The following is a 22,228-nucleotide window of genomic DNA, read 5'->3' on the forward strand; positions in this document are numbered from 1 at the left end:
AGCGTTTTTCTTCGCTGTCCATACGTCTCTTATAGAATCTACTAATCTACTTCACCAACCCAGCCTTCTTAAGTCCGGAAAGCACACGGCCAGGCACGAGCGGGCAAGCCTCGAATCGGACTCCTGTCGCATCCTCAACGGCCGACAAAATAGCGGGGAGCGTCGGGTTAACGCCGCACTCTCCGATGCCCTTAATGCCATAGACGCCGTAAGGATCTCGGCTCTCCACAAGAATCGTCTCGATCTCACAAATATCATCCGCCGTCGGCAGCATATATTTATGGAAGCCGTCATTATAGAAGCCTTTGCCCTCGACGTAAGTCATCTCCTCACGGGTCGCGTAGCCGACACCCTGGGCAACGCCGCCTTCAACCTGGCTTTCGCAAAGGACCGGGTTTACAACCTGACCGACGTCATGCGCAGCGGCGACCTTCAGGACCTTTACAAGGCCAAGCTCCATATCGACCTCGACTTCGGCGGCCTGCGCAAACCAAGGCAGACTGTTCGGAGGAATCTGACATTCACTTGCAATAAATTGATGTCCCCGAAGGTGAGCCTGGTAAGCAAGTTTCTTAATCGTCATCTCCTTCCCTCCGCCAAAAACGATACCATCCTTTAAATCCAGCTCTTCAGCCGGAACTTCCATCATCTTAGATGCGAAGCCGAAGATATCCGCACGAAGCTTCTTAGCCGCACAACTCATAACATAGCCGACCGTATAAAGCGTTCTTGTCGCGTGAGAACCGATATCGAAGGGGCCGGCGGCAGTATCTCCGAACTGCATCGTAGCCGATTCGAACGGAACGCCGACGAGGTCACAGGCAACCTGCATAAGAGCTGTCGTCGATCCCGGGCCGATCTCCGGAATACCCGAAGAGACGAACAGCGAGCCATCCTGCTCTAAACGCATAACGATCGCGTTGTAGTCGACACAGAAGGGAGCCGCATTAGAAACGTGCGTCCCGCAGGCGATGCCGACGCCGCGGCGGATGTTTCCGCTCTGCTTCCTGCCGCGCTTCTCCTTCCATCCGATCGCAAGAGCCGCGCGGTCCAGACACTCGTCCACTCCGATGGAGCCGACCGGGAAGGGCCAGAATCCAAGAGGATTCTCTTCCCGACGCGTATTCAGGTGGCGCAGCTCGATCGGATCCATGCCCAATACCTGAGCCATTTTATCAACGGCGGCCTCAACGATCGCCGTACCCTGCGGCGTGCCAAATCCGCGGAAAGCGCCGGCCGTTTCCTGATTAGTATAAACCGGATAACCCGTGTAACGATTTGCCGGAATATAATACGTGCCCTGCGTGCCGCAGGCGCCGCAGACGCCCAGCAGCTCGATGCCAAAAGTTGCATACGCGCCGGTGTTGAGCCAGGCCGTCGTATCCATCGCCATGAACTTGCCGTTTTTATCCGCGCCCAGACGGCAATGCAGATATCCGCCATGGCGCGTATCGGAGCAAAGCATATCTTCCGCACGCGTATAGATAAATTTGACAGGCGCATGCGCCTCTACGGCAAGAGCCGCAGCGATGATTTCTGCCTTACCCGAAATACCGATTCGTACGCCGAAGCCCCCGCCTACGTAAGGCGGGTTCTGAACGTGCACCTTGCTCTCCGGCATGTCAAGCGCATAAGCTAGAATCATTTTGGTAGGATGCGGCGTCTGCGTCGTGCACCAGACATCCAGGCGGCCGTTCTTATAATCCGCGACGGCGCCGTGGGTCTCCATCTGACACTGTTTAACACGAGGCAACTCAATGTCCGTTTCTACAACGTGATCGCAATTCTTGAAATGCTCTTCCAAATCGCCCTGGAAAACGTCTATATGCACGACGACCCCGCAGGCATTGTTTACTTCGGTCTTGCCGATCTCCGGATGAAGCGTGACAGCCTCGGGCTTGATGGCCTCAAGAGGATCGTAGACCGCCGGCAGTTCCTCATATTCTACCCTGATCAGCTTCACAGCCTGCTCTGCGATCGCTTCGCTCGTTGCGGCGACCGCGGCGACCTCGTCGCCGATGTAAAGGGGTTCGTTCGTGACGATATATTGGTCGCGGATCGGCTCCTCAGGCGGATTCGTGGTAACCATCGTAGCACTGGTATTAAAAGGGATGTGCTTCGTGTTCTCCCAGGTGATGATCGCTTTTACGCCGTGAAGCGCTTCCGCCTTGCTGGTGTCGATGGAGAGGACCTTAGCATGTGCGTAAGGGCTCCGGACAGCCTTAGCGTAAAGCATGTGAGGAAGATAGATATCCGCGGTAAACTTTCCGCAGCCGGTGACCTTGTCGTAACCATCGTTGCGGGGAATACTTTCACCTACATATGTTGTCATATCCGTTACCATCCTTTCCGCATACGCTCTGCTGCGGCGAGAACAGCTTCTTGGATTTTCTTATAGCCTGTGCAGCGGCATATATTTCCACCCAACGCTTCACGCACTTCAGTAGGCGTCGGGTTTGGATTCTCATCCAGAAGCGCCTTAGCCGACATGATCATGCCCGGTGTGCAGAAACCACACTGGACTGCGCCATGATTAATAAACTCTTCCTGAATCGGGTGAAGCTTGTCCCCCTCAGCCAGACCTTCGATTGTTTCTATAACCGCGCCATCCGCGCGCATTACCGGAACGAGACAACTCGTAACCGCCTTGCCGTTGAAAATAACCGTACAGGCGCCGCACTCGCCGCGTTTGCAGCCGATCTTGGTCCCTATCAGATGCAGCTCGTCGCGCAGGAAATCAGCAAGCCGCATATCCGGATCCACATCCGTTTCCATAAAAACGCCGTTCAGCGTAAATGAAATCTTCTCGCGCATACTCTTACCCCTCCTTCTCATATTTCACACCCAGCTGAGTCGCAATATCTTCCAGCGCGCGTCTGACAAGGATCGGAAGCGTCGCTTCACGATATTCCCTGCTGCCGCGAAGAGGGTTGCTTCTGGGCTTCGCGTCAAGGAGCGCCATATTGCCGGCTTCCGCCATATTCTTCCAGTTCAATTTTTTACCAGCCAGCCATTCTTCAGCATGGCGGGCGCGAACGGGCCCTACGCCGACCGGTCCCATCGTAATCCGCACCCAGTCCACTTCGCCGCCTGTCGCGCCGGCCATGGCCGCGACGTTCAGCATCGGCAGAGACAACGACTTTCTAAGCTCCAGACGGACATACGAAGAAGCCTCATTCTCCTTAGGCAGGGGGATACGGATTTCTTTTACCATCTCGTTGTGCGGATCGATGGCCGTACGGCCGAAGCCCGCGTACATCTCCTGCGTATTTAATTTCTTATCTTCCGCACCCTCTCTGGAAATCACATAGGCCGGATTCAAAGGAGCTACAGCCATGCCGCCGTCGGCGGCTGGCTGCGCGCTGACCACATTTCCGGTCAAAGTGGCGGAATTGCGTATTTGCAATGATCCAATGCAGCCGGTTCCCTTTGTCAGAGACAAGAAATACCTGCGCACCAGGGGGTTGTGCGTGATCTCCGTCAGCGTTGCCGACGCGCCGATCACAAGCTCGTCGCCCTCGATGCGTATCTCTTTCATTTCCGGGATCTGTGTTACATCGATCAGAACGTCTGCACTTATCTTCCCCTCTTCCATGTCTATGGTCAAATCCGTGCCGCCGGATATAACGCGTCCCTTTCCCTGAGCGTCAGCCAGCGCTCCCAAAGCTTCGCCGATAGACTTAGCGAGTACATACTTCATCATGCGTTCCTCCCCTCATAAACACACAAGAATTTTTATAGGCAGTACAGCAATGCCCAATGGATTCGAACAAAAAAGCGGCTGTCCATGTACATGGCGTACATAGACAGCCGCTCAATTAGCAATGATAGCTTATGAGTTATGACTGACTGACTGACTGACTGACTGACTGACTGACTGACTGACTGACTGACTGACTGACTGACTGACTGACTGAGCATCGGGCATTTCCGTCCTCTTGTCAATAGCCTTCTTAACATTTTTTTCGCTTCCTTTCTATAGCAACTTAACAGTCCAAGATAACATTTTATAGTGTATAAAATATAGGTCACAATTATTATATCATATGTAATAATTTTGAAAAGTAGAAATTAAGAGACAACACATTGTATTTAATATAAGTTTGCTAAATTGTATTTTTTTGACATAAATTCAATCTAATACCCCTCATAAAGCCTGCTGTGCTTTTTCTTAGTGGTTTTTGTCATTTTTTTGTCTATTTATTGAGTACTTTTGGACGCCGTGTTAAAACAGCGCTACGGGGAGGTGGATTTATGCGATTGAAAGTATCTAAATAAGAACGCCGCTTCTTCACGACGCCCGACAATACTAACGAGCAGGTACCCTTAGAGCCTCTTGAACGTAAACTGCCACACGCTTTCAAGCTGTCGAAGTTTGTCGTATGTACGGACGCGGGGTTGGCGAGTACCGCGAACAGGAAGCCGAACGATGCCGCAGAGATGGCCTAATTTTTTGTTATCGTCAATTTTTTGTTTGTTTGTCGCGTGATATAGTGTACAATATTTTCCGTTGGAGGTGATTGCGTGACGGATATGCCGAAAATGAATCCAAAATTAAAAATACTCATCCCCGTCGTCCGCGGCCTCGCCCAAACGCTGGGCAAGGACTATGAGGTGAATCTTCACGACGTTTCGATGCCCGAACACTCGCTCGTCCTCTGCGAGAACGGCTATGTAACCGGCCGCAGCGAAGGCGGCCCGATGACGGATTTCGGCCTGTTCATGCTGCAGTCCGAGAAATATCGCGATAAAGAAGGAATTTTCAACTACCTCGCTAAAAACAACAGGGGCGAGCTGATCAAATGCAGCTGCATCTTCATAAGAGACGAAGAGGGGCAGATAATCGCCTTCCTCTGCATCAACTACGACCTTAAAAAAGCCTTCGCGGCGCAGGAATTGATCGAAAGCCTCGTCAGCGTCGGCATGGGAAAGGTCGAGCAATACCCGGAAAGGCTCGAGGCGGGGGAGAAATCCGGCGGTAAATTCCCCGAGCTCGTGCGCGAATCTTTCGCTCAGAATTTGGAAGAGGTCATAGGAGATTCTCTCGAAACTGTCAGGAAGAACGCCGGCAAGCCGCTGAGATTCCTGACGAAGCCGGAAAAAAAGTTGATCATCCAGGAGCTCCTCGACAGAGGCTTTTTCCGCCTGAAGGGAGCCGTCGACACGCTCGCTGCCGAGATGGGCAACACAAAATTTACGATATACGCGTACATCAGAGAGATACAGAAACAGCGGGAGAACGCTAAATAATCACATCTCCGCGTGTACATTTATAGTTTTAGGTGTAAATTAATTTTTATCCTTGACAAAATTTCAATATGGTATAACAATATTCTATGGTTACATCAAAAAATTGATAAATAACAATTTTTTGATGTAACGTTTAAGCATCTATTTTTAATAACCGTTATTTCACATTCACTTCGCCGCGCCGAAAAGGGCGGCGCAACAAATCCAAGGAGGGAGAGAGAGAATGAAACTGATCGAGAGCCATCCGATCCTGGAGTACAGCCACGGTCGGGAAGTTGCATTCACCTTCGACGGGAAAGAGCTCAAGGGATATGAGGGGGAGCCCATAGCGATGGCGCTGCACGCCAACGGCGTCCAGGTCTACCGCGTCACGCCGGAGATGAAGAGGACGCGCGGTTTCTTCTGCGCCATAGGCAAATGCAGCTCCTGCTTCATGGTGGTGGACGGAGTCCCCAACGTACGCACCTGCGTAACGCCGCTTTCCGCGGGCATGAAGGTGGAGACGCAGAAGGACAAGGGACGCGTTCCCCTGGAAGTCTGCTAAGGAGGTAGAGAGAAGATGAAGAAGGTATATGAGACAGACCTTCTGGTCATAGGCGGCGGAGCCGCAGGCCTTTGCGCGGCGGCGGAAGCCGGGGGAGCCGGCGCCAAGGTGACCGTTATAGAAAGCGACCTGCACGCCGGAGGGCAGTTAGTCAAACAGACCCACAAATTCTTCGGTTCGAAAGACGAATACGCGGGGACGCGCGGCTACAAGATAGCGGACATCCTCCTTGAGGAGATAGCTGGGCTGGGAGACAGAGTGCAAATAAGCTGCAACTCCACAGTCACCGGCTACTACCCGGAAGACGGGGTATACACCGTGATGCAGGGAGAAGAAGAGTACTACCGCATCAAGGCGAAAAAAGCGGTGATAGCGACCGGGGCGCAGGAAAGAATGATCCCCTTCACGAACAACGACCTTCCCGGCGTATACGGAGCGGGAGCGGTACAGACCCTGATGAACGTATACGGCGTAGTGCCGGGCAAAAGAGTCGTCATGGTGGGAGCGGGCAACATAGGGCTCATAGTCAGCTACCAGCTTAAGCAGGCGGGAGTGGAAGTAGCGGCGGTAGTCGAAGCCATGCCTAAAATAGGCGGCTACTGGGTACACGCGGCGAAAATCAGAAGGCTGGGCATCCCCGTACTCCTAAGACACACCGTAGTGGAGGCCATAGGAGACAAAATACTCGAAGGCGCCGTGATCCAGGAACTGGACGACAAATTCCAGCTCATAGGCGAGCCGGAGAAAATAGAGTGCGACATCATCTGCATGGCGGTAGGACTCACGCCCACCACGGAACTCTTCTGGCAGGCCGGCTGCAAAATGCAATACGTTCCGCAGCTCTGCGGCTACGTCCCCTACAGAGACAAAAACATGCGCACCAGCAACCCCGACATCTGGGTGGCGGGAGACGCCTCTGGCATAGAAGAAGCCTCCGCAGCGATGGTAGAAGGCCGGGTTGCGGGGCACTCGGCGGCCAAAGCGCTGGGACTTCCGGTAGACGACGGTAAATTCGACGAATACTGGACGAGACTCCACCACCTGCGCGCCGGCGAAGTAGGAGAAAAAATCACAGCCGGCATAAACCAAGTACTCGTACAGGGATGGGAGGCGTAACAATGAGCTGCGACAAAGACAAACTCTTCAACAGCGGAGTGCTGGTAGAACACGTGGAAGGAGCGCTGCTGCCGCCGCAAGAGAAATGGGAAGCCAAAAAAGGCGGTTACGTGGTGATAGAATGCCCCAAGCGCATCCCCTGCAACCCCTGCCATACCAGCTGCCCCACCGGGGCCGTGCTGCCCTTCGAAGACATAAACGACACGCCGAAAATAGACTACGACAAATGCACCGGCTGCGGCATCTGCGTATCGCGCTGCCCGGGTCTTGCGTGCTTCGTGATAGACCTTACGGTGGGAAAAGGGCAGGCTCTCATCAAACTACCGTACGAAATGCTGCCGCTGCCGTCAAAAGGACAGAAAGTCAAATGCCTGAACAGAGTCGGCGAAGAAGTGGCGGAGGGGGAAATCACATCTGTGACGGAGCCTTCGAAAGACAAGACCTACGTTCTGAGCGTGCTCATCCCCAAAGATAAAGCGGACGACATCCGCGCCGTGAAGGTCCAGTAAAGGTGGTGTGCTGAAATGGCGAAAGCAAACGTGATATGCCGCTGCGAAGAAATAGAGATAGACACTATACGCGAGTGGATAGCGCGCGGCTATGACACATTCGACGAGCTCAAGAGAGAGCTTCGCGTCGGCATGGGCCCCTGTCAGGGACGCGGCTGCCGCGACATCATACTGCGCGAGATAGCTAAGGCGACCGGCAAACCCGTCGCCGAACTGTCCCCTGGGACGATGAGACCACCAGTTAAACCAATAAAAATAAGCCTCCTCGCCGAGGACTTCAGGGAAGGTGAGCACAGATGATAGATATCCCGAAAACAGCCGACATAGTGATAATAGGAGGAGGCGGCGTCGGCACCGCTACGGCCTATTATCTTGCAAAATCAGGAAGAAAAAACGTCGTCGTCCTCGAAAAGAACACGGTGTGCTCAGGCTCGACGGGACGCTGCGGCGCGGGCATCCGCGCGCAGTGGGGGCTTGAACTCAACTGCCGCATGGCGCTCGCCTGCCTAGACACCTTCGAACATCTGGACGAAGAGCTCGGCCTGCCTACCGGACTCAATCAGGGCGGCTACCTGCTCGTAGCCTATAAAGAAAAGGAATGGGCCCAATTCCAGAAGAACGTCGAGCTTCAGCACAGCCTCGGCATCATGTCGGAAGCTTTCACGGACGTCAAGCGCGCCCAGGAGATATGCCCCGGCGTGGCTGTCGACGACGCGATCGGCTTCACGTTCTATCAGAGGGACGGACACGCCGACCCCTTCCTGACGACCTTTGCCTTCCAGGAGGCGGCGAAGCGCTACGGCGCCACTTTCTGCAAATTCACCGAGGTCGTCGGCCTCAAGGCGACGAAGGGTGGGATGCTCGTCGAGACGAACCGCGGCAATATCGACTGCAAAGATGTCATAAACTGCGCGGGCTCCTGGGCGCAGGACGTCGCCGCGTTGGCCGGCGTCAAGCTGCCGAACTGGGCCGAGCGCCATCAGATAATCATAACGGAGCCGGTGGACCCGGGCGTCTGCCCTCCGATGCTGATGAGCTTCAGCGGCAACTACTACATCCAGCAGCGTCCGCACGGCTCTATCATCGCGGGCGAAAGCCCTTCGAGCGACATCAGGCTCGGCTACACGTCGAACGTCAATTCGATCGCGAGCATCGCGCGCACGGTGCTCAAGCTGCTGCCGCGCGCGAAGAACATCCGCGTCGTGCGTCAGTGGGCCGGACACTACGACATGACGCCGGATTCAGCGCCTATTCTCGGCGAGACGGACGTCAAGCACTTTTGGCACGCGACGGGCTTCTCCGGGCACGGCTTCATGCTCGCGCCGGTGGCCGGCCAGATCATGACAGCCCTGCTCAACGGAGACAAGCCGCCGTTCGACCCGACTATCATGGACTACAAAAGGTTCGAGCGCGGCGAAAAGATCGTGGAGCCGAACGTCGTCTGATATTTATTTCGCCCCTGTTTTCAATACGGCGGAAAACGGCCGCTTCGGCGGCCGTTTTTTGTTGCCGCCTATCTTGGATTTACAGAATTCCTTTTACGGGTTCAACGCTGCCCTCTATGGCTTCTCTTATTACGGGTTCAACGCTGCCCTCTATGGCTTCTCTTATGCCTGTAAGCCCGTAAGCGCAGATGAGCATGATATAGTCATTCAACTTGTATGCTATAACGTAGGACGGAAATGAGCGCCTCGTTTATTTTTTATGTTTTTTTCACGCGGATTTGCTCAAGAGCAACGCCCTTCACCCTTTTTTTCGTGAGCGGCATCAGCCGCGAACAAACCCGTGTGATCTACTTCGTCAATTATACAAGGAGCGTCCGTCAAGTATGTATTTTACAGCGTGTTCTCTGAGGTCTTTAGAATATAATGTCATGAATATAGGATACACCATCTCGTTACTCTTGGATAGTTGATGGATTATATCCTTTACACCGCGGTTTTTGAGGCTGTTCATGACGGAGAGCCAGTATTTCGAGCTCTCATTTTCCCCGATTTCTACTGTCAGGACTTCCTTGTGCCCTTCGGCGTTTATGCCGAGGATGACATACGCCGCAAGCTTTTTGATTATTCCGCTGTCTCGTACCGAATAGTGTATGGCGTCTATGTACAGCACCGGCCAGACTTCAGACAGTGACCGGTTCTGCCAGTCCTCTATCTCCGGCAGTATCTTGTCCGTGACGTTCGATATGAAGCCTTCTGAGGCCTCAAAACCATATACATCCATGAGCATGGCTGATATCTGCCTTGTCGTCATGCCATTTATATACATGGAGATTATCTTTCGATCTATCTCCGATATATCTTTCTGGCGTTTCTTGATAACTTTAGGCTCAAACGTGGAAGCCCTGTCCTGGGGAACTGATATCTTCATTGTTTCCAGGCTCGAGTTGACTGTCTTTTCCTTGTAGCCGTTCCGGCAGTAGTCCGAGTCCAAGCGTTCTGATTTCTCATAGCCAAGGTGGTCGTCCATCTCCGCTTCCATCATCTGCTTGATGGTACCGCCGAGCAGGTTCTTCAAGGCATCATGAATGTCCTCGGCAGTTTCGATGACGTACTACTGAAGAAGGCGCCTGATTATTTCTTCCTTGCCTTCCGTCATGACAACCCTGTGGACCGATTGTTTCTCTTTCCTCGTCTTAGCCATATAAAAAACCTACTGTGATTAGTTTATATCACAGAAGAACCGCCTCAAACCTTATGAATGATATTTACAGAGTCTTGTTTATAGACTCCAGTACCCGCAGACACCTCCGCCTTTACACGGATAATATTTTTTATTTGTTTTTAGCAAAATAATCTACCGGAGACTCGCTGTGGATATTTCTTTATGCTCCGATAACACTCACGCGTTCATGAGTGTGTATCTTCATTTTACAATGAAACCAGACTCTATCTATGTTTTACCCCCACTATTATGTACTTCTCACAGGTTATTACTGTATTTATTTAGTCTTCCAGTAACAATTAACTATTTATTTCTATGTTTGAATATCTTCATAAACACCGCCTAATATATCTGCTCTTTCCGACTCATGGAACAGATATACGGTAAACCTATATATCCATTTTTTGTTTTTGCTGCCTTTAAAAAAACTTGACTCAAATAGCACGATTGTATATAATCGACAATAAACAAAGATTCGGAGGGAGAAATCAATAATGCTTGCACATGAGTCTACGCATGAGATACAGAAAAGCGGCTTTCAACATAAGAGCCTGGTGGAAAATATCGTAGAGGAGATCGAGTCTAAGATCATCAGCGGCGAGTTCAAGCCTGGTATGCGTTTGATCGAACAAAACATGTGCGAACAGATGAATGTCAGCCGCTCCCCATTGAGAGAGGCTTTTCGTATTCTGGAAAATATAGGCTATCTTGTGAGCAACGCAAGAAAAGGTGTGTTCGTGAGCGAGCTGACATATAAAGACGCCGTAGATGTGTATACGATAAGAGCGAATCTTGAAAGCCTGGCGATATACCTTGCAATTAAAAATGATGACGGAACATTAACCGACCGCCTAACCAGCATTAACAAACAGATGCTCGTTTACGCTAATAGCGGTGACACGTGGAACTATGCAAAGTATAACAGCAAATTTCACGAGACGCTGATAAAGGCATGCAACAATCAGAGGCTTATCAACATGCTGGATATTTTCAGCAAGCAGACGAAGCGCTACCGGACTGGAGTAATGCTTTCTACGGGAAAGATGCAGGAATCGATAAAAAAGCATGAAGAGCTAATCGAATCCATACGAAACGGTAATGCAGAAAAGGCTGAAAAAATACGGAAGAAATCTATACTTGCGAATTTGAAGTACCTGCCAAAGTTGTTTTCTTAACATGGCCTATCAAAAGGGAGGATATTGAATGAAGATAAACGAAGAATTGTGCATAGGTTGTAAGCAGTGCGTTCCTTACTGTCCGGTTGGCTGCATAGCTACTAAAGGAGGCAAGGTGTATATCAATCACGACGAATGCGTTGACTGTGGCGTCTGCAAAAGGGCAAACGTCTGCCCGAAAGACGCTATTTACATGCCAGCTGAATGTTATGAGTATCCGCGCGCGATCCGCATGCAGTTCAGTGACCCAGGCATACAGCACCCTAACCTAAGAGCGTGGGGGCGTGGGACGGAAGAGGCTAAAACAAACGATGTCACTGCAAAGTTTAAAAGGGGTGAGTACGGCCTGCTCCTTGAATTTGGACGTCCCGGAACCGGCACTAGGCTATCGGAGATAGAAAAGGTGACTCTGGCAATGCGCGGTATGGGGATCCCGATAATCAAGGACAACCCGCTTTACGGCCTCCTTGAGCCAGATATTTCAGGTAAATTCAAGCCCGAATATGTCAATGAAAAGGTGCTCTCGGCAATACTTGAGCTTGTGATTACAGAAGATAAGCTAGAAGAGACGCTAAACAAGCTATTTCCAATATTTAAATCGCTAAATACTGTCGTTTCCGTGGGCCTCGTAAGCCGCTTCGACGACAACGCGGAACTTCCCGTAGTAAAAAAGTTGAAAAAACTTGGAATAGAGGTCAGGCCTAATGCGAAGATCAACGTTGGACTGGGCCGGCCGCTAATCGACTAGGAGGTTTTTCATGAGTCATTCGCTGCATCGTTATGGAACTGTTGAAAACCTGAAGAATGATTTTTGTATATATACAAGGGCCGCAAAGGGGATAAACCGGGATAACTGTGGAGATAAGCTCCGCGAGACACTTAATATCTACCTTTCAGAAAAGGTCGTCAATTTCGGCTCCAGCCATGCGGGCAAAAGCTATTTGAATGGCCTTGACCCTGAAGAATATGCAAAGACACTGGATAATTCCTACGGCATCATCGCGACATTTTCTGACCGTGAAGCCGTAAAGGGTGTGCTGATGAAGGCGAAAGCTGCCAAATTGGGCATCTCTACAGTAGTGAGCGGCCTGATCGACGAAGTCGTGCAAATTGCCCGCGAATGTGGATTAAAACCTCACACCGCGCTTCTGTCGCTGGGCGTTTATGGCGACACGTCGCTTCTGCCTAGCGGGGAGGTTCTTCAGTATACCACAATGTGTGGACACTCTTTGGTTTCACAGCATCTTGTGAAGGACGTAACCGAAAAGGTCAAAAAGGGAATAATGACTCCCGAAGACGCGGCCCTGATCCTGGCAAAGCCCTGCACCTGCGGCATATTCAACACGGACCGCTGCGCGCAGCTTATGAAAGAACGTCTTGCCGCGGACAGTAAAAATTTATAATTTAGCTTTTGCATACAATCGACAATTATGCAATTGGGGGTAATATGATGAAAGATTGTGCTCTGCTCACACCGGCGAAGATCGGCCCGGTAGAAATAAAAAATCGCGTGATCGTATCGTCGATGTGCCTTTATTATTCAAACAAAAACGGCGATGTCACAGATAAAATGATCGCGTTTTTTAAAAACAGGGCAGAGGCGGGGATCGGTGCGTTTATAATTCCCGCGAATCCGCACGGCGCGAATAAGAGAGCGCGGGGATCGCTATCGGACGATTCACGGATCGCCCAGTGGGAACCGCTGCTTAACGTTATACATGACGCTGGTGCGAAAGTTTTTAATCAGATTCACCCCTCCGGGACTCAATTTGGCCGCGCTGGGTTTGATGAGTCCCCCTTCGAGCTTTCCACCGAAGGTATACGTAAGATGATCGAATCTTATGCTCAGGGGGCACTTCGCGCAAAAAAAGCCGGTTTTGACGGGGTCGAGATACATGGGGCCCATGGGCATGAGGTGGCTCTTCTTCTTTCCGAACTGCTCAATACCCGTAAAGACCAATATGGCGGGAATCTGGAAAACTGTGCGCGTAACGTTACAGAGATGATTTCGCGTATCAAAGAGCTTTGCGGAGGAGATTTTCCCGTCATTTTAAGGATCAGCGGCGAGGAAAGAATACCGGGAGGCCGCACCATTGAAAAATCGTCGGAGATATGCTGTCTGGCGGAGGCGGCGGGCGCCGACGCCATACACGTTTCCGTAGGAATGCCCGCCAGCGAGGAATGGGAATGCCCTCCCTCCGAGATACAGGAAGGGCACCTGGGTTACATGGGTAAATACCTTAAGGAAAGGCTTAAAGTACCCGTGATTGTTGTCGGCCGTATCGTTGATTGGAACGTCGCTAATAAAATGGTCGAAGAGGCGGAGGCGGATTTCTGCGCGATTGCGCGAACTGTCCTCGCCGATGGAAACTGGATGCGCGCGGTAGGCAACGACGATTATCCGATACGCCATTGCATCGCCTGCAATCAGGGGTGCCGCACCCGCAGAGAGCAGAACAAGACGCAGTGCGAGTGTTTGCAGAATCCCCTTACAAGCCGAGAGGAGCTCTTTGACCTTAACGAGCAGGACGCGGCCGGTAAAAAGGTGTGCGTGATCGGGGCCGGGCTTTCCGGGTTGGAGGCGGCAAATGTCTTTGCCCACAGAGGAGCAGCAGTGACAGTTTTTGATGAGGCGGGGAGCATCGGCGGCCTTTTCCGCGCGGCCAGCGCCGCCCCCGGCAAATCAAATTACATTGACGTGATCGGCTACTACCAGCAGGTTTTGCCCATTTATCACGTCAGCTTCCAGCTGGGAGAAAAAATCAATGAAATACCCGAGGGGGACTGGGATCTCGTCGTCGTGGCCGTTGGCGGGAAGGCGATAATCCCGCCGATAAAGACGGCGCCCTCCGCCAAGGTGGAAAAAGCGGCTGAGATGCTGATGTCGGGAAAATGCGACGCCGAGAGCTATGTCGTCGTCGGCGACGGGCTTGTAGGCTATGAGACAGCTGATTATCTCTCTCAGAGAGGTAAATCCGTCATCGTCATCGGCAACGATCCGCGGGAACAGGATGCGCTGCAGGGCATAGCGCGCTGGCATTTTATGAAAAAACGTTTTGCGGAGGCCGGCGTCAAGGTCATTCGCCACAGCACAGTTTTGTCGATAGACGAGGGCGGATTTGACTACCAGGACAATGAAGGGGCCGATCATCGTTTCGATGGCGCTTTTTCCTATGTGCTGGCCTGCGGATACGTTCCCGACAAAAAGGCGGTTGCAAAGCTGGCGGAAAAGGCCGGTAAGGCGATTGTCGTCGGAAGCTCCGCTAAGGGCGGAGATGCGATGGATGCAATCCACGACGCCTTTGATAAAGCGATATCCTATAAATTTTGACGAGGCGGAGCAGCGACGATGACAGAGAGTGAAAAGATACTGGCAGCTAAATCAGGCAGAGCCTTCGTCCGCCCTGGCGACATGGTCGAGGTTCCGGTCGATATGGCGATGATACATGATAACAACGCAGCGCTGACGATTGAGAATTTTTATAGAATCAACTCTGCCAATGTTTGGTCCCCAGAGAGGGTTACGTTGTTTATGGACCACCATAGCCCGTCAACGACAGTCAAGGCGGCCAAGCACCACGATATGATGAGGAAGTTTGCCGCGGAGCACGGCATTAAAAAAATCCACGAGTGCGGCTGTGGTATCAGCCATGTCGTTATGTACGAAGAGGCATTGTTAAAGAAGGGGGAGGTCGTGGTAGGGACGGATTCCCATACGACCGGAGAGGGCGTAAACGGCTGCTTCGCAGTCGGCATCGGCGCCAGTGAGATGGCGGCCGTGCTTGTAAAGGGCTCGATATGGTTTAAGGTCCCTGAGACGGTAAGGGTCAACGTTTTCGGGAAATTTCCCTTTGGCGTTATGCCGAGAGATCTTGTTAATTCTGTCCTCTCTTATTTTGGACCGAACGGCGCCAACTACTGCGCGGTCGAATATGGAGGAGACGCGTTTCTGACAATGCCGCTTGACGGCAGAATCGTGGCGTGTGTGATGAGCGCCGAGATGGGAGCTAAAAACGCGATGGTCCTTGACAACGAAACCGCTCCGGAGAGCAAAGGATACCGCGTTGTAAAAAATTTCAATGCGGAGACACTTGAACCGACAGTGGCCCTCCCGGGACTGCCGACGAATATAGCCCCCATATCTGAGGTCGCGCCGGAAAAGATCAAGATCAACCAAGCCGCCGTTGCCTCGTGCGCGGGCGCGCTGCTCAGCGACCTTGCCGCAGCCGCCGCCGTTCTCAAGGGCCACCGGGTCAGCGCCGGTGTGAGGCTGCTAGTCATGCCCGCCACGCGCGCAATATACAACAAGGCCCTGGCGCTAGGGTATTTAAGCATCTTGAGCGAAGCGGGCGCCGTCATAACCTCTCCCTCCTGCGGGGCCTGCGGGGCGCACGATGCCGGAATACTCGCCCCCGGCGAGGTTTGCGTAAGTTCCTCTACAAGGAACATGCCGGGCAGGATGGGCGACGGCGGAGTCGTCTATCTCGCCAGCAGCGCCGCCGTTGCCGCCTCTGCGATAACCGGCTATGTATCTGACCCCAGAGCGCTTTTATCTGAAAGGGGCTGCTGAAGATCATGACCAGCAGATGTTGGAAGCTTGGCGATAATGTCTCAACCGATGAGATAATTTCCACCCGCTGTCTTACTTTGACGGATAAAGACGAGCTTAAGCGGCATATTTTTAAAAATATACGTCCGGAAATCGCGGATAAGGTTCAGCCGGGAGACATCCTGATCGCGGGGGAAAATATGGGTTATGGATCGAGCCGCGAGCACGCCCCTCTGGCGCTTCTGGGAGCGGGAATCAAAGTCATCGTAGCGTGTTCTTTCGCAAGATTGTTTTTTCGGAATTGCATAAACCTTGGCATTGCCGCAATCACCGCTCCTGAAGCCGTGCGGGATATCTGCGAGGGCGACGCGCTCAAAGTGGATTTGCAAAGGGGCATTATCTTCAATGGAACGCAGAGGAAACAGTATCGTTTTAATACGTTCCCAGATTATATACAAAAATATCTATTGAAAGGAGGCCTGATCAACGCCATTAACGATGAAAGACCGGAGTAGGCGTCGTTGCTTTCAGGATCTTGGGCGTCAAATGTTATAGCCACATATTATAAGGGAGGTTCTATCAAAATGAAAAAATTGGTGTCCGTGCTTACGTTGATATTTGTTATTTCTGCAGTTTTTGCCTACGCGCTTCCTGCGTGCGCCTCCGAAGCCGATAATTGGCCGAACAAGAAAATAGAGCTGATTTGGCATTCAAAGGCCGGTTCCGGCGGCGATCTCTACCTCAGAGCTCTTGCCCGTTTCCTCGAGAAAAAGACTGGGCAGACCGTAATAGTCAATAACGTCACCGGCGCTTCCGGCGCAAATGCCTGGACAAAGGTCAACAAGGCAAAGCCGGACGGATATACGATTTTAGGCGTATCCTCAACGTTTGTAGCGTCGCCTATCGTCAACAAACTGTCTGTGAACTATACGGATTTTGAGCCTGTAGCGCGCATGTTTATTGACGCTACGTGTATTTATGTTGCGCAAGATTCAAAATATAAGACACTCTCCGACCTTATCGCGGACGCGAAGGCGCACCCCAGCGAAGTCTCTTTCGCGGGCGGAACCGCAGGCAATATAGAGTTTATCGCGGCCAGAGAACTTATGATGAAGGCCGGATGCAAGGTCTCCATCATCCCCTTTGAGGGTGGCGGAGACGGCGCGATATCCGTGCTTGGCGGTCATGTAAGCGCCGGAGTCGGCGAATACGCGGAGATGGCCTCTTCCGTGGAGGGTGGGAAGATGAGGATCCTCGCGACTTTCAATAAGCTCCCGGGACTGCCGATACCCTCCGTCGCAGAGGCTGGATATCCCAACGTTAAGGTTGAAAAGCTTCGCGGCATCGTGGTGCCCAAAGGAACGCCGACCCCCATCATCAATAAGCTTACGAAACTTTTGAAAGAAGCGATGTCGGATCCTGACTTTAAAGCTTATTACACTTCAAGCAAACTTGTACCGGCGTTTGCGGAGGCGAAAGAATTTAAAAAGATACTCTCAGATCAGACAAAACAGGTGGAAGATTCCTTAAAAGACGTTAAATAAAAACGTTTCGCAGCCGGCGCCGTGGCAGATGAATCAAACAACGGCGCCGGGCACTCTAAATATGGAGGAAAATATTATGTTCAGAAAAGAAGATTGGATATTCGGTTTGATTTCAATCATCATAGGGGGTTTTGTTCTGTTTAGCACCCAAAGTCTGCTCCGCGTGCAAAATATGACGGACCCCGCAGGACCCGCTGCATTGCCGCGTATAATCGCCGTAGTGATGATTATAATCGGGGTAATTCATGTGTTCTTTTCTTTACTGAAAATAAAAAATTGCCGTGTTCTCGGACAAGCTGGCGGTAGAGCCGCTGGCATGCTTAAACCGGTTTTTATGATTGTGGCGGCAAGCATAGTATTTATTTTCTGTCTTGATATACTGGGCTACCCTATAGCAATGCTGCTTCTGATCATTGCCGTTATGTCCTTCGCAGGCGTGCGCGATATAAAGAAGCTTGCGATGACCTCGGTAATAACCACGGCTGTCCTCTTTGCCGCGTTCTTTTACGGTTTGAATGTCAACTTGCCTCTGGGAATCTTCGAGAGATTCTTCTAGCGGACGAAGAAGGAGAAGTGAATTATGGGCACAAACTTTATATTAGGGCTTCAATCTGTATTTCATCTCAATTCGCTGCTGGCTCTCGGATTTGGTGTACTGTGGGGCACGGTCGGCGGAATGATCCCCGGTATCAACGCGACGATAGCGATGGCCCTCCTGCTTCCCTTCACTTGGGGCCTGACTCCCGCCGTTGCGGTGATAATGCTTGCCGGAGTGTACTGCGGAGGAGAATATGGGGGGTCTATTCCAGCCATTTTGATTGGGACTCCGGGAACCAATGCAGCGGCGTGTACCGTCTTTGACGGATACGAGCTGCATAAGAAAGGAGAGACGAGCACGGCGCTTTACGCGTCGCTTCTGGCCTCTGTCTTTGGCGGGCTCGTCGGGGCCGCGCTTTTGGTCTTTATTGCCCTGCCTCTGGCCTCGCTCGCCCTGGCATTTGGCCCCGCCGAATATTTCTCGTTGGCGCTGCTGGGACTGACGCTTATCTGTTCTTTAGGAGAGGATAATGTACTTAAAGGGATTTGGGCCGGGCTCTTCGGAATGCTGCTCGCGACGATCGGCTTTGACCCCGTGGCAGGCGCTTTACGGCTTACGCTTGGCCTGCCCTCACTCTCGGACGGACTTGAAATGATCCCCCTGATGATGGGCCTCTTTGCCATATCGGAGGTCTTCAGGCAATCGATGGAACTGAAAACCGGCGTCGTCATGGAGCAAAGAAAGATTGACATGTCGTTCCCAGGATGGAGCACCATAAAAAAATGGATTCCATGCGCCGCGGCCTCCTCCTTGCTGGGGGTCGTCATCGGGGCGATGCCGGGCGCCGGAGCCACCGTCGCCTCCTTTCTGAGCTACAGTGGCACGAAAAAATGGAGTAAAGACCCGGATTCTTTTGGAAAGGGAAATCCCTTGGGTGTGATTGCACCGGAGTCGGCAAACAACGCTGTTACAGGCGGCGCGATGGTTCCGCTACTGGCGCTTGGCATACCCGGCTCTAACTCGACAGCGATAATGCTCGGAGCCTTGATAATCCATAACGTCACCCCGGGCCCGATGCTCTTTGTCAATCACCCGGATATACCGTATGGTATATTTACAGCCCTTTTTGTAGCAAATATTTTTATGCTCTTTGTCGGACAGATATGCATTAAATTCGCCGTGCGTATCGCGAATATATCAAAGCCGTCTTTGCTTGCTCTGATAATCGCGCTGGTATTCACAGGCTCCTATGCTTACAGCGGTGAAATTTTTGACATCTGGGTGGCGTTGGTCTGTGGTATTATTGGCCTTGCAATGAAAAAAGGGCATCTGCCTCACGCCGCGACCGTACTTGGTTTCGTCCTCGGTTCGATTATGGAGACAAATCTGAGAAGAGCCCTGATATTGACCAAAGGGAGCTATATGATGGTTTTCATGAATTCAAAAATAAGCTCGGTGTTGATTTTCATTGCACTGTTTTCCGTACTGTGGGCGCTCTTTAAGCCGTTCTATGATTCGATAAAGGCGCGCCGACAGGCCGCTTAAGCCCCAAGCAGGGATAAGCCTGATAATGGGTAACATCTTCCAACAAGCCATCGCTTTTTTCGTAACGTTCGCGATTGGCATGGTAGGATGCTTCTTATTCAAAATCCTCAAAATACCAAACCCTGCATTATTGGGAGCGATGTTCAGCACAAGTATACTCAGTGTCTTTGGATATTACCCCAGCTTTCCACTTAGGCCGATTTCCTTCTGTGCGAATGTCGCCATTGGCATAATGCTTGGTAAGCAATTTAATCGGACACTCCTTACGCATATAAGTAGGCTCTTACTGCCCGTCATCTCGGCCGCCACAGGATTGATTTTACTCTCTTTGCTGTGCGGATGTACCTTTTATAAGCTTACAGACGTTGATTTAAAGACCGCCCTGATTGCGACCTCTGCAGGCGGCATAACGGAGATGGTGGTCTTTGGAATGTCTATGGATGCAAATCTTCCTATCATTGCCTGCGTGCAGGTCTTTCGCGTCGTGATTTTTCTTACCGTGATACCCTTCATCGCGTTGTTTGATAAAGAACAGTCAGAACGCCTAAAAAAAGAAAACTTGATAAAAGAACAATATGATGTCAGAAACTGGTTCTACAAATCAGACTATATCGTTTTATTGGCGATTTCATTTTTATTAGGCGCCATGGCAACATATTATAGGGTTCCGGCTGGGGCCATGCTGGGAGCTATGCTCGGCGCTGGCAGCTATTCTTTCTTTATTAACAGGCGATACTATTGCAGCCTGCGCATAAGGCATCTGGCACAAATCGGGCTTGGCCTGGTAATGGGACGAAGAATGACATCTGAAACTGTACTGCAGCTTACGTATATCCTAATACCAACCGTTATTACCGCATTTATCATGATGATAGGATGCTCTCTTCTTGCCATAATAATAAAAAAAATAAGCAAAATGGACATCTTAACTTGTCTTCTTTGTGTATCTCCAGCCGGACTGAGTCAAATAGCTGTTTTCGCCGAAGAAATAGGAGTAGATTCATTGACCGCATCTGTCTTTCATTCCATAAGAATTATAGCAATAGTCTCGCTATATCCTTGGATCATATTGCAAGTCGTTTCATCTTGACTTTCCCTTTTTAAATTTTAACTTGAATTTTTACTAGAGCGCGTTCACACTAATAGACAATATTCCATTGATGTGCGATAATGCGCACATGGAAATCACTCAAGAACAATATGATCGTATCGAAAAATACTTGCCCCGTCAGCGCGGGAATGTGAGTATGAGTAATCTCCAACTGATCAATGCGATACTGTATGTCACGGAAAACGGCTGCAAGTGGAGGGCACTGCCGAAATCCTATGGGAACTGGCATACGATTTATGTACGCATGAACAGGTGGAGCAAAAATGGCGTTTTACAGCGCGTGTTTGAAGTGTTGCAAGTGGAGAACATTATTCGCATAAGGGTCGAGGCGGTCTGCCTGGACAGCACATCGGTAAAGGTTCATCCCAACGGAACGGGAGCTTTAAAAAAAGAGGAAAACAGTCCATTGGAAGATCGAGAGGCGGGCTCACAACGAAGATTCATATGGTCACCGCAACTGACAGATCGGCTGTCAGCTTCGTGCTATCCGGAGGAGAAGCCCATGACTCGCCGGAAGGCATAGCTCTGCTTGACAAGATCATAAGAGTCCCAGAGCAAAAATACATCCTGATGGACAGAGCTTATGAGGGAGAGAATATGCGGAGCGAAGCGATGGAGAAGGGATATTTTCCGGTTGTTCCTCCAAAATCGAACCGCAAAGATCCATGGGAGTATGATAGGGAGAGATATAAGCAACGCAATGAGATAGAGCGATATTTCTTGCGTCTTAAGCGGTTTCGGAAAATATTTACCCGTTACGATAAGCTTGACGTGCTGTTCTGTGGGTTCATCTACTTTGCTATGATCGTAGATGCAATTTAATGTGAACAGACTCTAATTAAGCGATGTCTACCCCAAGTTTAGTAGGCCAATTTGGTAGTGTAACTTATTCTGTGTAAACCCCTTGCCCCTGGATCGATGTAAGACATCAAAGGGTTACCGTTACTGCTTCAGTATCACCATAATGACATACGCTATCCGGGCTGTCAATGGACTGCAGCCCGGACTTTTCTTATAGGCGTTTAGGGCTATTCCAGATCTCCGGGTTCTATGCGTTCCTCAAAGTAAATGCACAGCTGTGACAGAATTTTACTCCAGTCCCTGTCCCTGCCGGTCCACTTTTCAGTGATGTCCATCGTCGCAAGATAAAGGAGCTTGAGAAGGGCGTCGTCTGAGGGGAAGATCGTACGTGTTTTTGTCACTTTCCTGAGCTGCCGGTTGTAGTTCTCGATCTGGTTTGTCGTATAGATCATCCGGCGCAGCTCATAGGGATACTTGAAATAAGCGGATAACTGAGGCCAGTTGTTCCGCCAGCTCGCTACCGAAGACGGGTATTTCGAGCCCCACTTCTCTTCAAGTCTGTCAAGCCCTTCCTCGGCCTGCTCCAGTGTAGGAGCCTGATAGACACCCTTCAAATCATTCATAAAAGCCTTAATGTCCTTGTAAGAGACGAATTTTGTCGTGTAACGGATCTGATGGACGATGCAGCGCTGGACTTCGGCCTTGGGATATACGGCGCTTATCGCATCTGCAAAGCCTGTCAGGCCGTCGACGGAGATAATGAAAATATCTTCGGTACCGCGATTACGGATCTCGTTAAGGACACCGACCCAGTACTTGGCGCTCTCATTTCCGCCGACCCACAGGCCAAGGACTTCACGATGCCCGTCCAGTCTGCCT

The 22,228-nt window shown here is 51.1% G+C and carries 22 protein-coding genes; 17 read left to right on the plus strand and 5 right to left on the minus strand.

All coding sequences use genetic code 11. The features are described 5' to 3' along the window. Positions 1-46: 46 nt before the first annotated feature. Genes EH55_RS07870 through EH55_RS07880 form a run of 3 tightly spaced genes read right to left on the minus strand, consistent with a single transcriptional unit; the run spans position 47 to position 3,700 of the window. A complete protein-coding gene (locus EH55_RS07870; protein WP_037976509.1) occupies positions 47-2,332 on the minus strand; it encodes a xanthine dehydrogenase family protein molybdopterin-binding subunit in 2,286 nt (761 codons plus the stop codon). A gap of 5 nt (positions 2,333-2,337) precedes the next feature. Next, positions 2,338-2,814: a (2Fe-2S)-binding protein gene (locus tag EH55_RS07875; RefSeq protein ID WP_037976510.1), complete on the minus strand. Its 477-nt coding sequence runs from the start codon at positions 2,812-2,814 to the stop codon at positions 2,338-2,340. Between the two features lie 4 nt (positions 2,815-2,818). Further along, positions 2,819-3,700 (minus strand): FAD binding domain-containing protein, encoded by an 882-nt coding sequence (locus EH55_RS07880; RefSeq protein WP_051682753.1) that lies wholly within the window; start codon positions 3,698-3,700, stop codon positions 2,819-2,821. An 833-nt stretch (positions 3,701-4,533) separates the two neighbouring features. Here EH55_RS07880 and EH55_RS07885 point away from each other — a divergent pair. The 6 genes from EH55_RS07885 (at position 4,534) to EH55_RS07910 (ending at position 8,864) form a co-directional block, all read left to right on the plus strand. Then, positions 4,534-5,250, plus strand: coding sequence for a helix-turn-helix transcriptional regulator (locus EH55_RS07885; RefSeq protein WP_037976556.1), 717 nt, complete (start codon positions 4,534-4,536; stop codon positions 5,248-5,250). Positions 5,251-5,473: 223 nt separating this feature from the next. After that, complete coding sequence (locus tag EH55_RS07890; protein WP_037976514.1) at positions 5,474-5,794, plus strand: (2Fe-2S)-binding protein; 321 nt, start codon at positions 5,474-5,476, stop codon at positions 5,792-5,794. Positions 5,795-5,809: 15 nt separating this feature from the next. Beyond that, on the plus strand, positions 5,810-6,910 hold the full coding sequence (locus EH55_RS07895; RefSeq protein WP_037976515.1) for an NAD(P)/FAD-dependent oxidoreductase: 1,101 nt from the start codon (positions 5,810-5,812) through the stop codon (positions 6,908-6,910). 2 nt (positions 6,911-6,912) lie between these two features. Then, on the plus strand, positions 6,913-7,419 hold the full coding sequence (locus tag EH55_RS07900; RefSeq protein ID WP_037976518.1) for a 4Fe-4S dicluster domain-containing protein: 507 nt from the start codon (positions 6,913-6,915) through the stop codon (positions 7,417-7,419). A 15-nt stretch (positions 7,420-7,434) separates the two neighbouring features. Further along, the gene (locus tag EH55_RS07905) at positions 7,435-7,719 is read left to right on the plus strand and encodes a (2Fe-2S)-binding protein (RefSeq protein ID WP_037976519.1); all 285 of its coding nucleotides are present in this window, start codon (positions 7,435-7,437) and stop codon (positions 7,717-7,719) included. After that, positions 7,716-8,864 (plus strand): NAD(P)/FAD-dependent oxidoreductase, encoded by a 1,149-nt coding sequence (locus EH55_RS07910; RefSeq protein ID WP_051682754.1) that lies wholly within the window; start codon positions 7,716-7,718, stop codon positions 8,862-8,864. The genes EH55_RS07905 and EH55_RS07910 overlap by 4 nt, the downstream gene beginning before the upstream one ends. Positions 8,865-9,219: 355 nt before the next feature. Here the strand turns inward: EH55_RS07910 and EH55_RS07915 are convergent, their stop codons facing one another. After that, the gene (locus EH55_RS07915; protein WP_256261471.1) at positions 9,220-9,969 is read right to left on the minus strand and encodes an IS256 family transposase; all 750 of its coding nucleotides are present in this window, start codon (positions 9,967-9,969) and stop codon (positions 9,220-9,222) included. 611 nt (positions 9,970-10,580) lie between these two features. On the opposite strand from EH55_RS07915, the gene EH55_RS07920 reads away from it, so the two are divergent. From EH55_RS07920 to EH55_RS14200, 11 genes are all read left to right on the plus strand, one after another. Then, entirely contained in the window at positions 10,581-11,261 is a 681-nt protein-coding gene (locus EH55_RS07920) for a GntR family transcriptional regulator (RefSeq protein ID WP_037976522.1), read from the plus strand. Between the two features lie 28 nt (positions 11,262-11,289). Further along, positions 11,290-12,009 carry an indolepyruvate ferredoxin oxidoreductase subunit alpha gene (locus EH55_RS07925; protein ID WP_037976524.1) on the plus strand — a complete coding sequence of 240 codons (720 nt, stop codon included), beginning with the start codon at positions 11,290-11,292 and terminating at the stop codon, positions 12,007-12,009. A 10-nt stretch (positions 12,010-12,019) separates the two neighbouring features. Beyond that, positions 12,020-12,664, plus strand: a complete 645-nt coding sequence (locus EH55_RS07930) for a hypothetical protein (protein ID WP_037976527.1) — start codon at positions 12,020-12,022, stop codon at positions 12,662-12,664. A gap of 47 nt (positions 12,665-12,711) precedes the next feature. Then, a complete protein-coding gene (locus EH55_RS07935; RefSeq protein WP_037976529.1) occupies positions 12,712-14,592 on the plus strand; it encodes an oxidoreductase in 1,881 nt (626 codons plus the stop codon). An 18-nt stretch (positions 14,593-14,610) separates the two neighbouring features. Then, positions 14,611-15,831 carry an aconitase/3-isopropylmalate dehydratase large subunit family protein gene (locus EH55_RS07940; protein WP_037976532.1) on the plus strand — a complete coding sequence of 407 codons (1,221 nt, stop codon included), beginning with the start codon at positions 14,611-14,613 and terminating at the stop codon, positions 15,829-15,831. A gap of 5 nt (positions 15,832-15,836) precedes the next feature. Continuing rightward, on the plus strand, positions 15,837-16,325 hold the full coding sequence (locus EH55_RS07945; protein ID WP_081839502.1) for a LeuD/DmdB family oxidoreductase small subunit: 489 nt from the start codon (positions 15,837-15,839) through the stop codon (positions 16,323-16,325). Positions 16,326-16,394: 69 nt separating this feature from the next. After that, positions 16,395-17,354, plus strand: coding sequence for a Bug family tripartite tricarboxylate transporter substrate binding protein (locus EH55_RS07950; protein ID WP_037976536.1), 960 nt, complete (start codon positions 16,395-16,397; stop codon positions 17,352-17,354). Positions 17,355-17,430: 76 nt separating this feature from the next. Next, positions 17,431-17,910, plus strand: a complete 480-nt coding sequence (locus tag EH55_RS07955; RefSeq protein WP_037976539.1) for a tripartite tricarboxylate transporter TctB family protein — start codon at positions 17,431-17,433, stop codon at positions 17,908-17,910. A gap of 24 nt (positions 17,911-17,934) precedes the next feature. Beyond that, the gene (locus tag EH55_RS07960; protein ID WP_037976541.1) at positions 17,935-19,437 is read left to right on the plus strand and encodes a tripartite tricarboxylate transporter permease; all 1,503 of its coding nucleotides are present in this window, start codon (positions 17,935-17,937) and stop codon (positions 19,435-19,437) included. 25 nt (positions 19,438-19,462) lie between these two features. Next, entirely contained in the window at positions 19,463-20,527 is a 1,065-nt protein-coding gene (locus EH55_RS07965) for an AbrB family transcriptional regulator (protein WP_037976543.1), read from the plus strand. An 88-nt stretch (positions 20,528-20,615) separates the two neighbouring features. Further along, positions 20,616-21,370 (plus strand): IS5 family transposase gene (locus tag EH55_RS14200; RefSeq protein ID WP_141730521.1). Its coding sequence is split into 2 segments (ribosomal slippage): positions 20,616-20,940 and positions 20,940-21,370, totalling 756 coding nucleotides; the frame shifts between segments, so codons are not numbered across the junction. Between the two features lie 206 nt (positions 21,371-21,576). Here the strand turns inward: EH55_RS14200 and EH55_RS07975 are convergent. Further along, positions 21,577-22,228 (minus strand): IS256 family transposase (locus tag EH55_RS07975; protein WP_037976547.1); only part of this gene is annotated, 652 nt, incomplete at its 5' end.

The organism is Synergistes jonesii, assembly GCF_000712295.1.
Lineage (GTDB): Bacteria > Synergistota > Synergistia > Synergistales > Synergistaceae > Synergistes > Synergistes jonesii.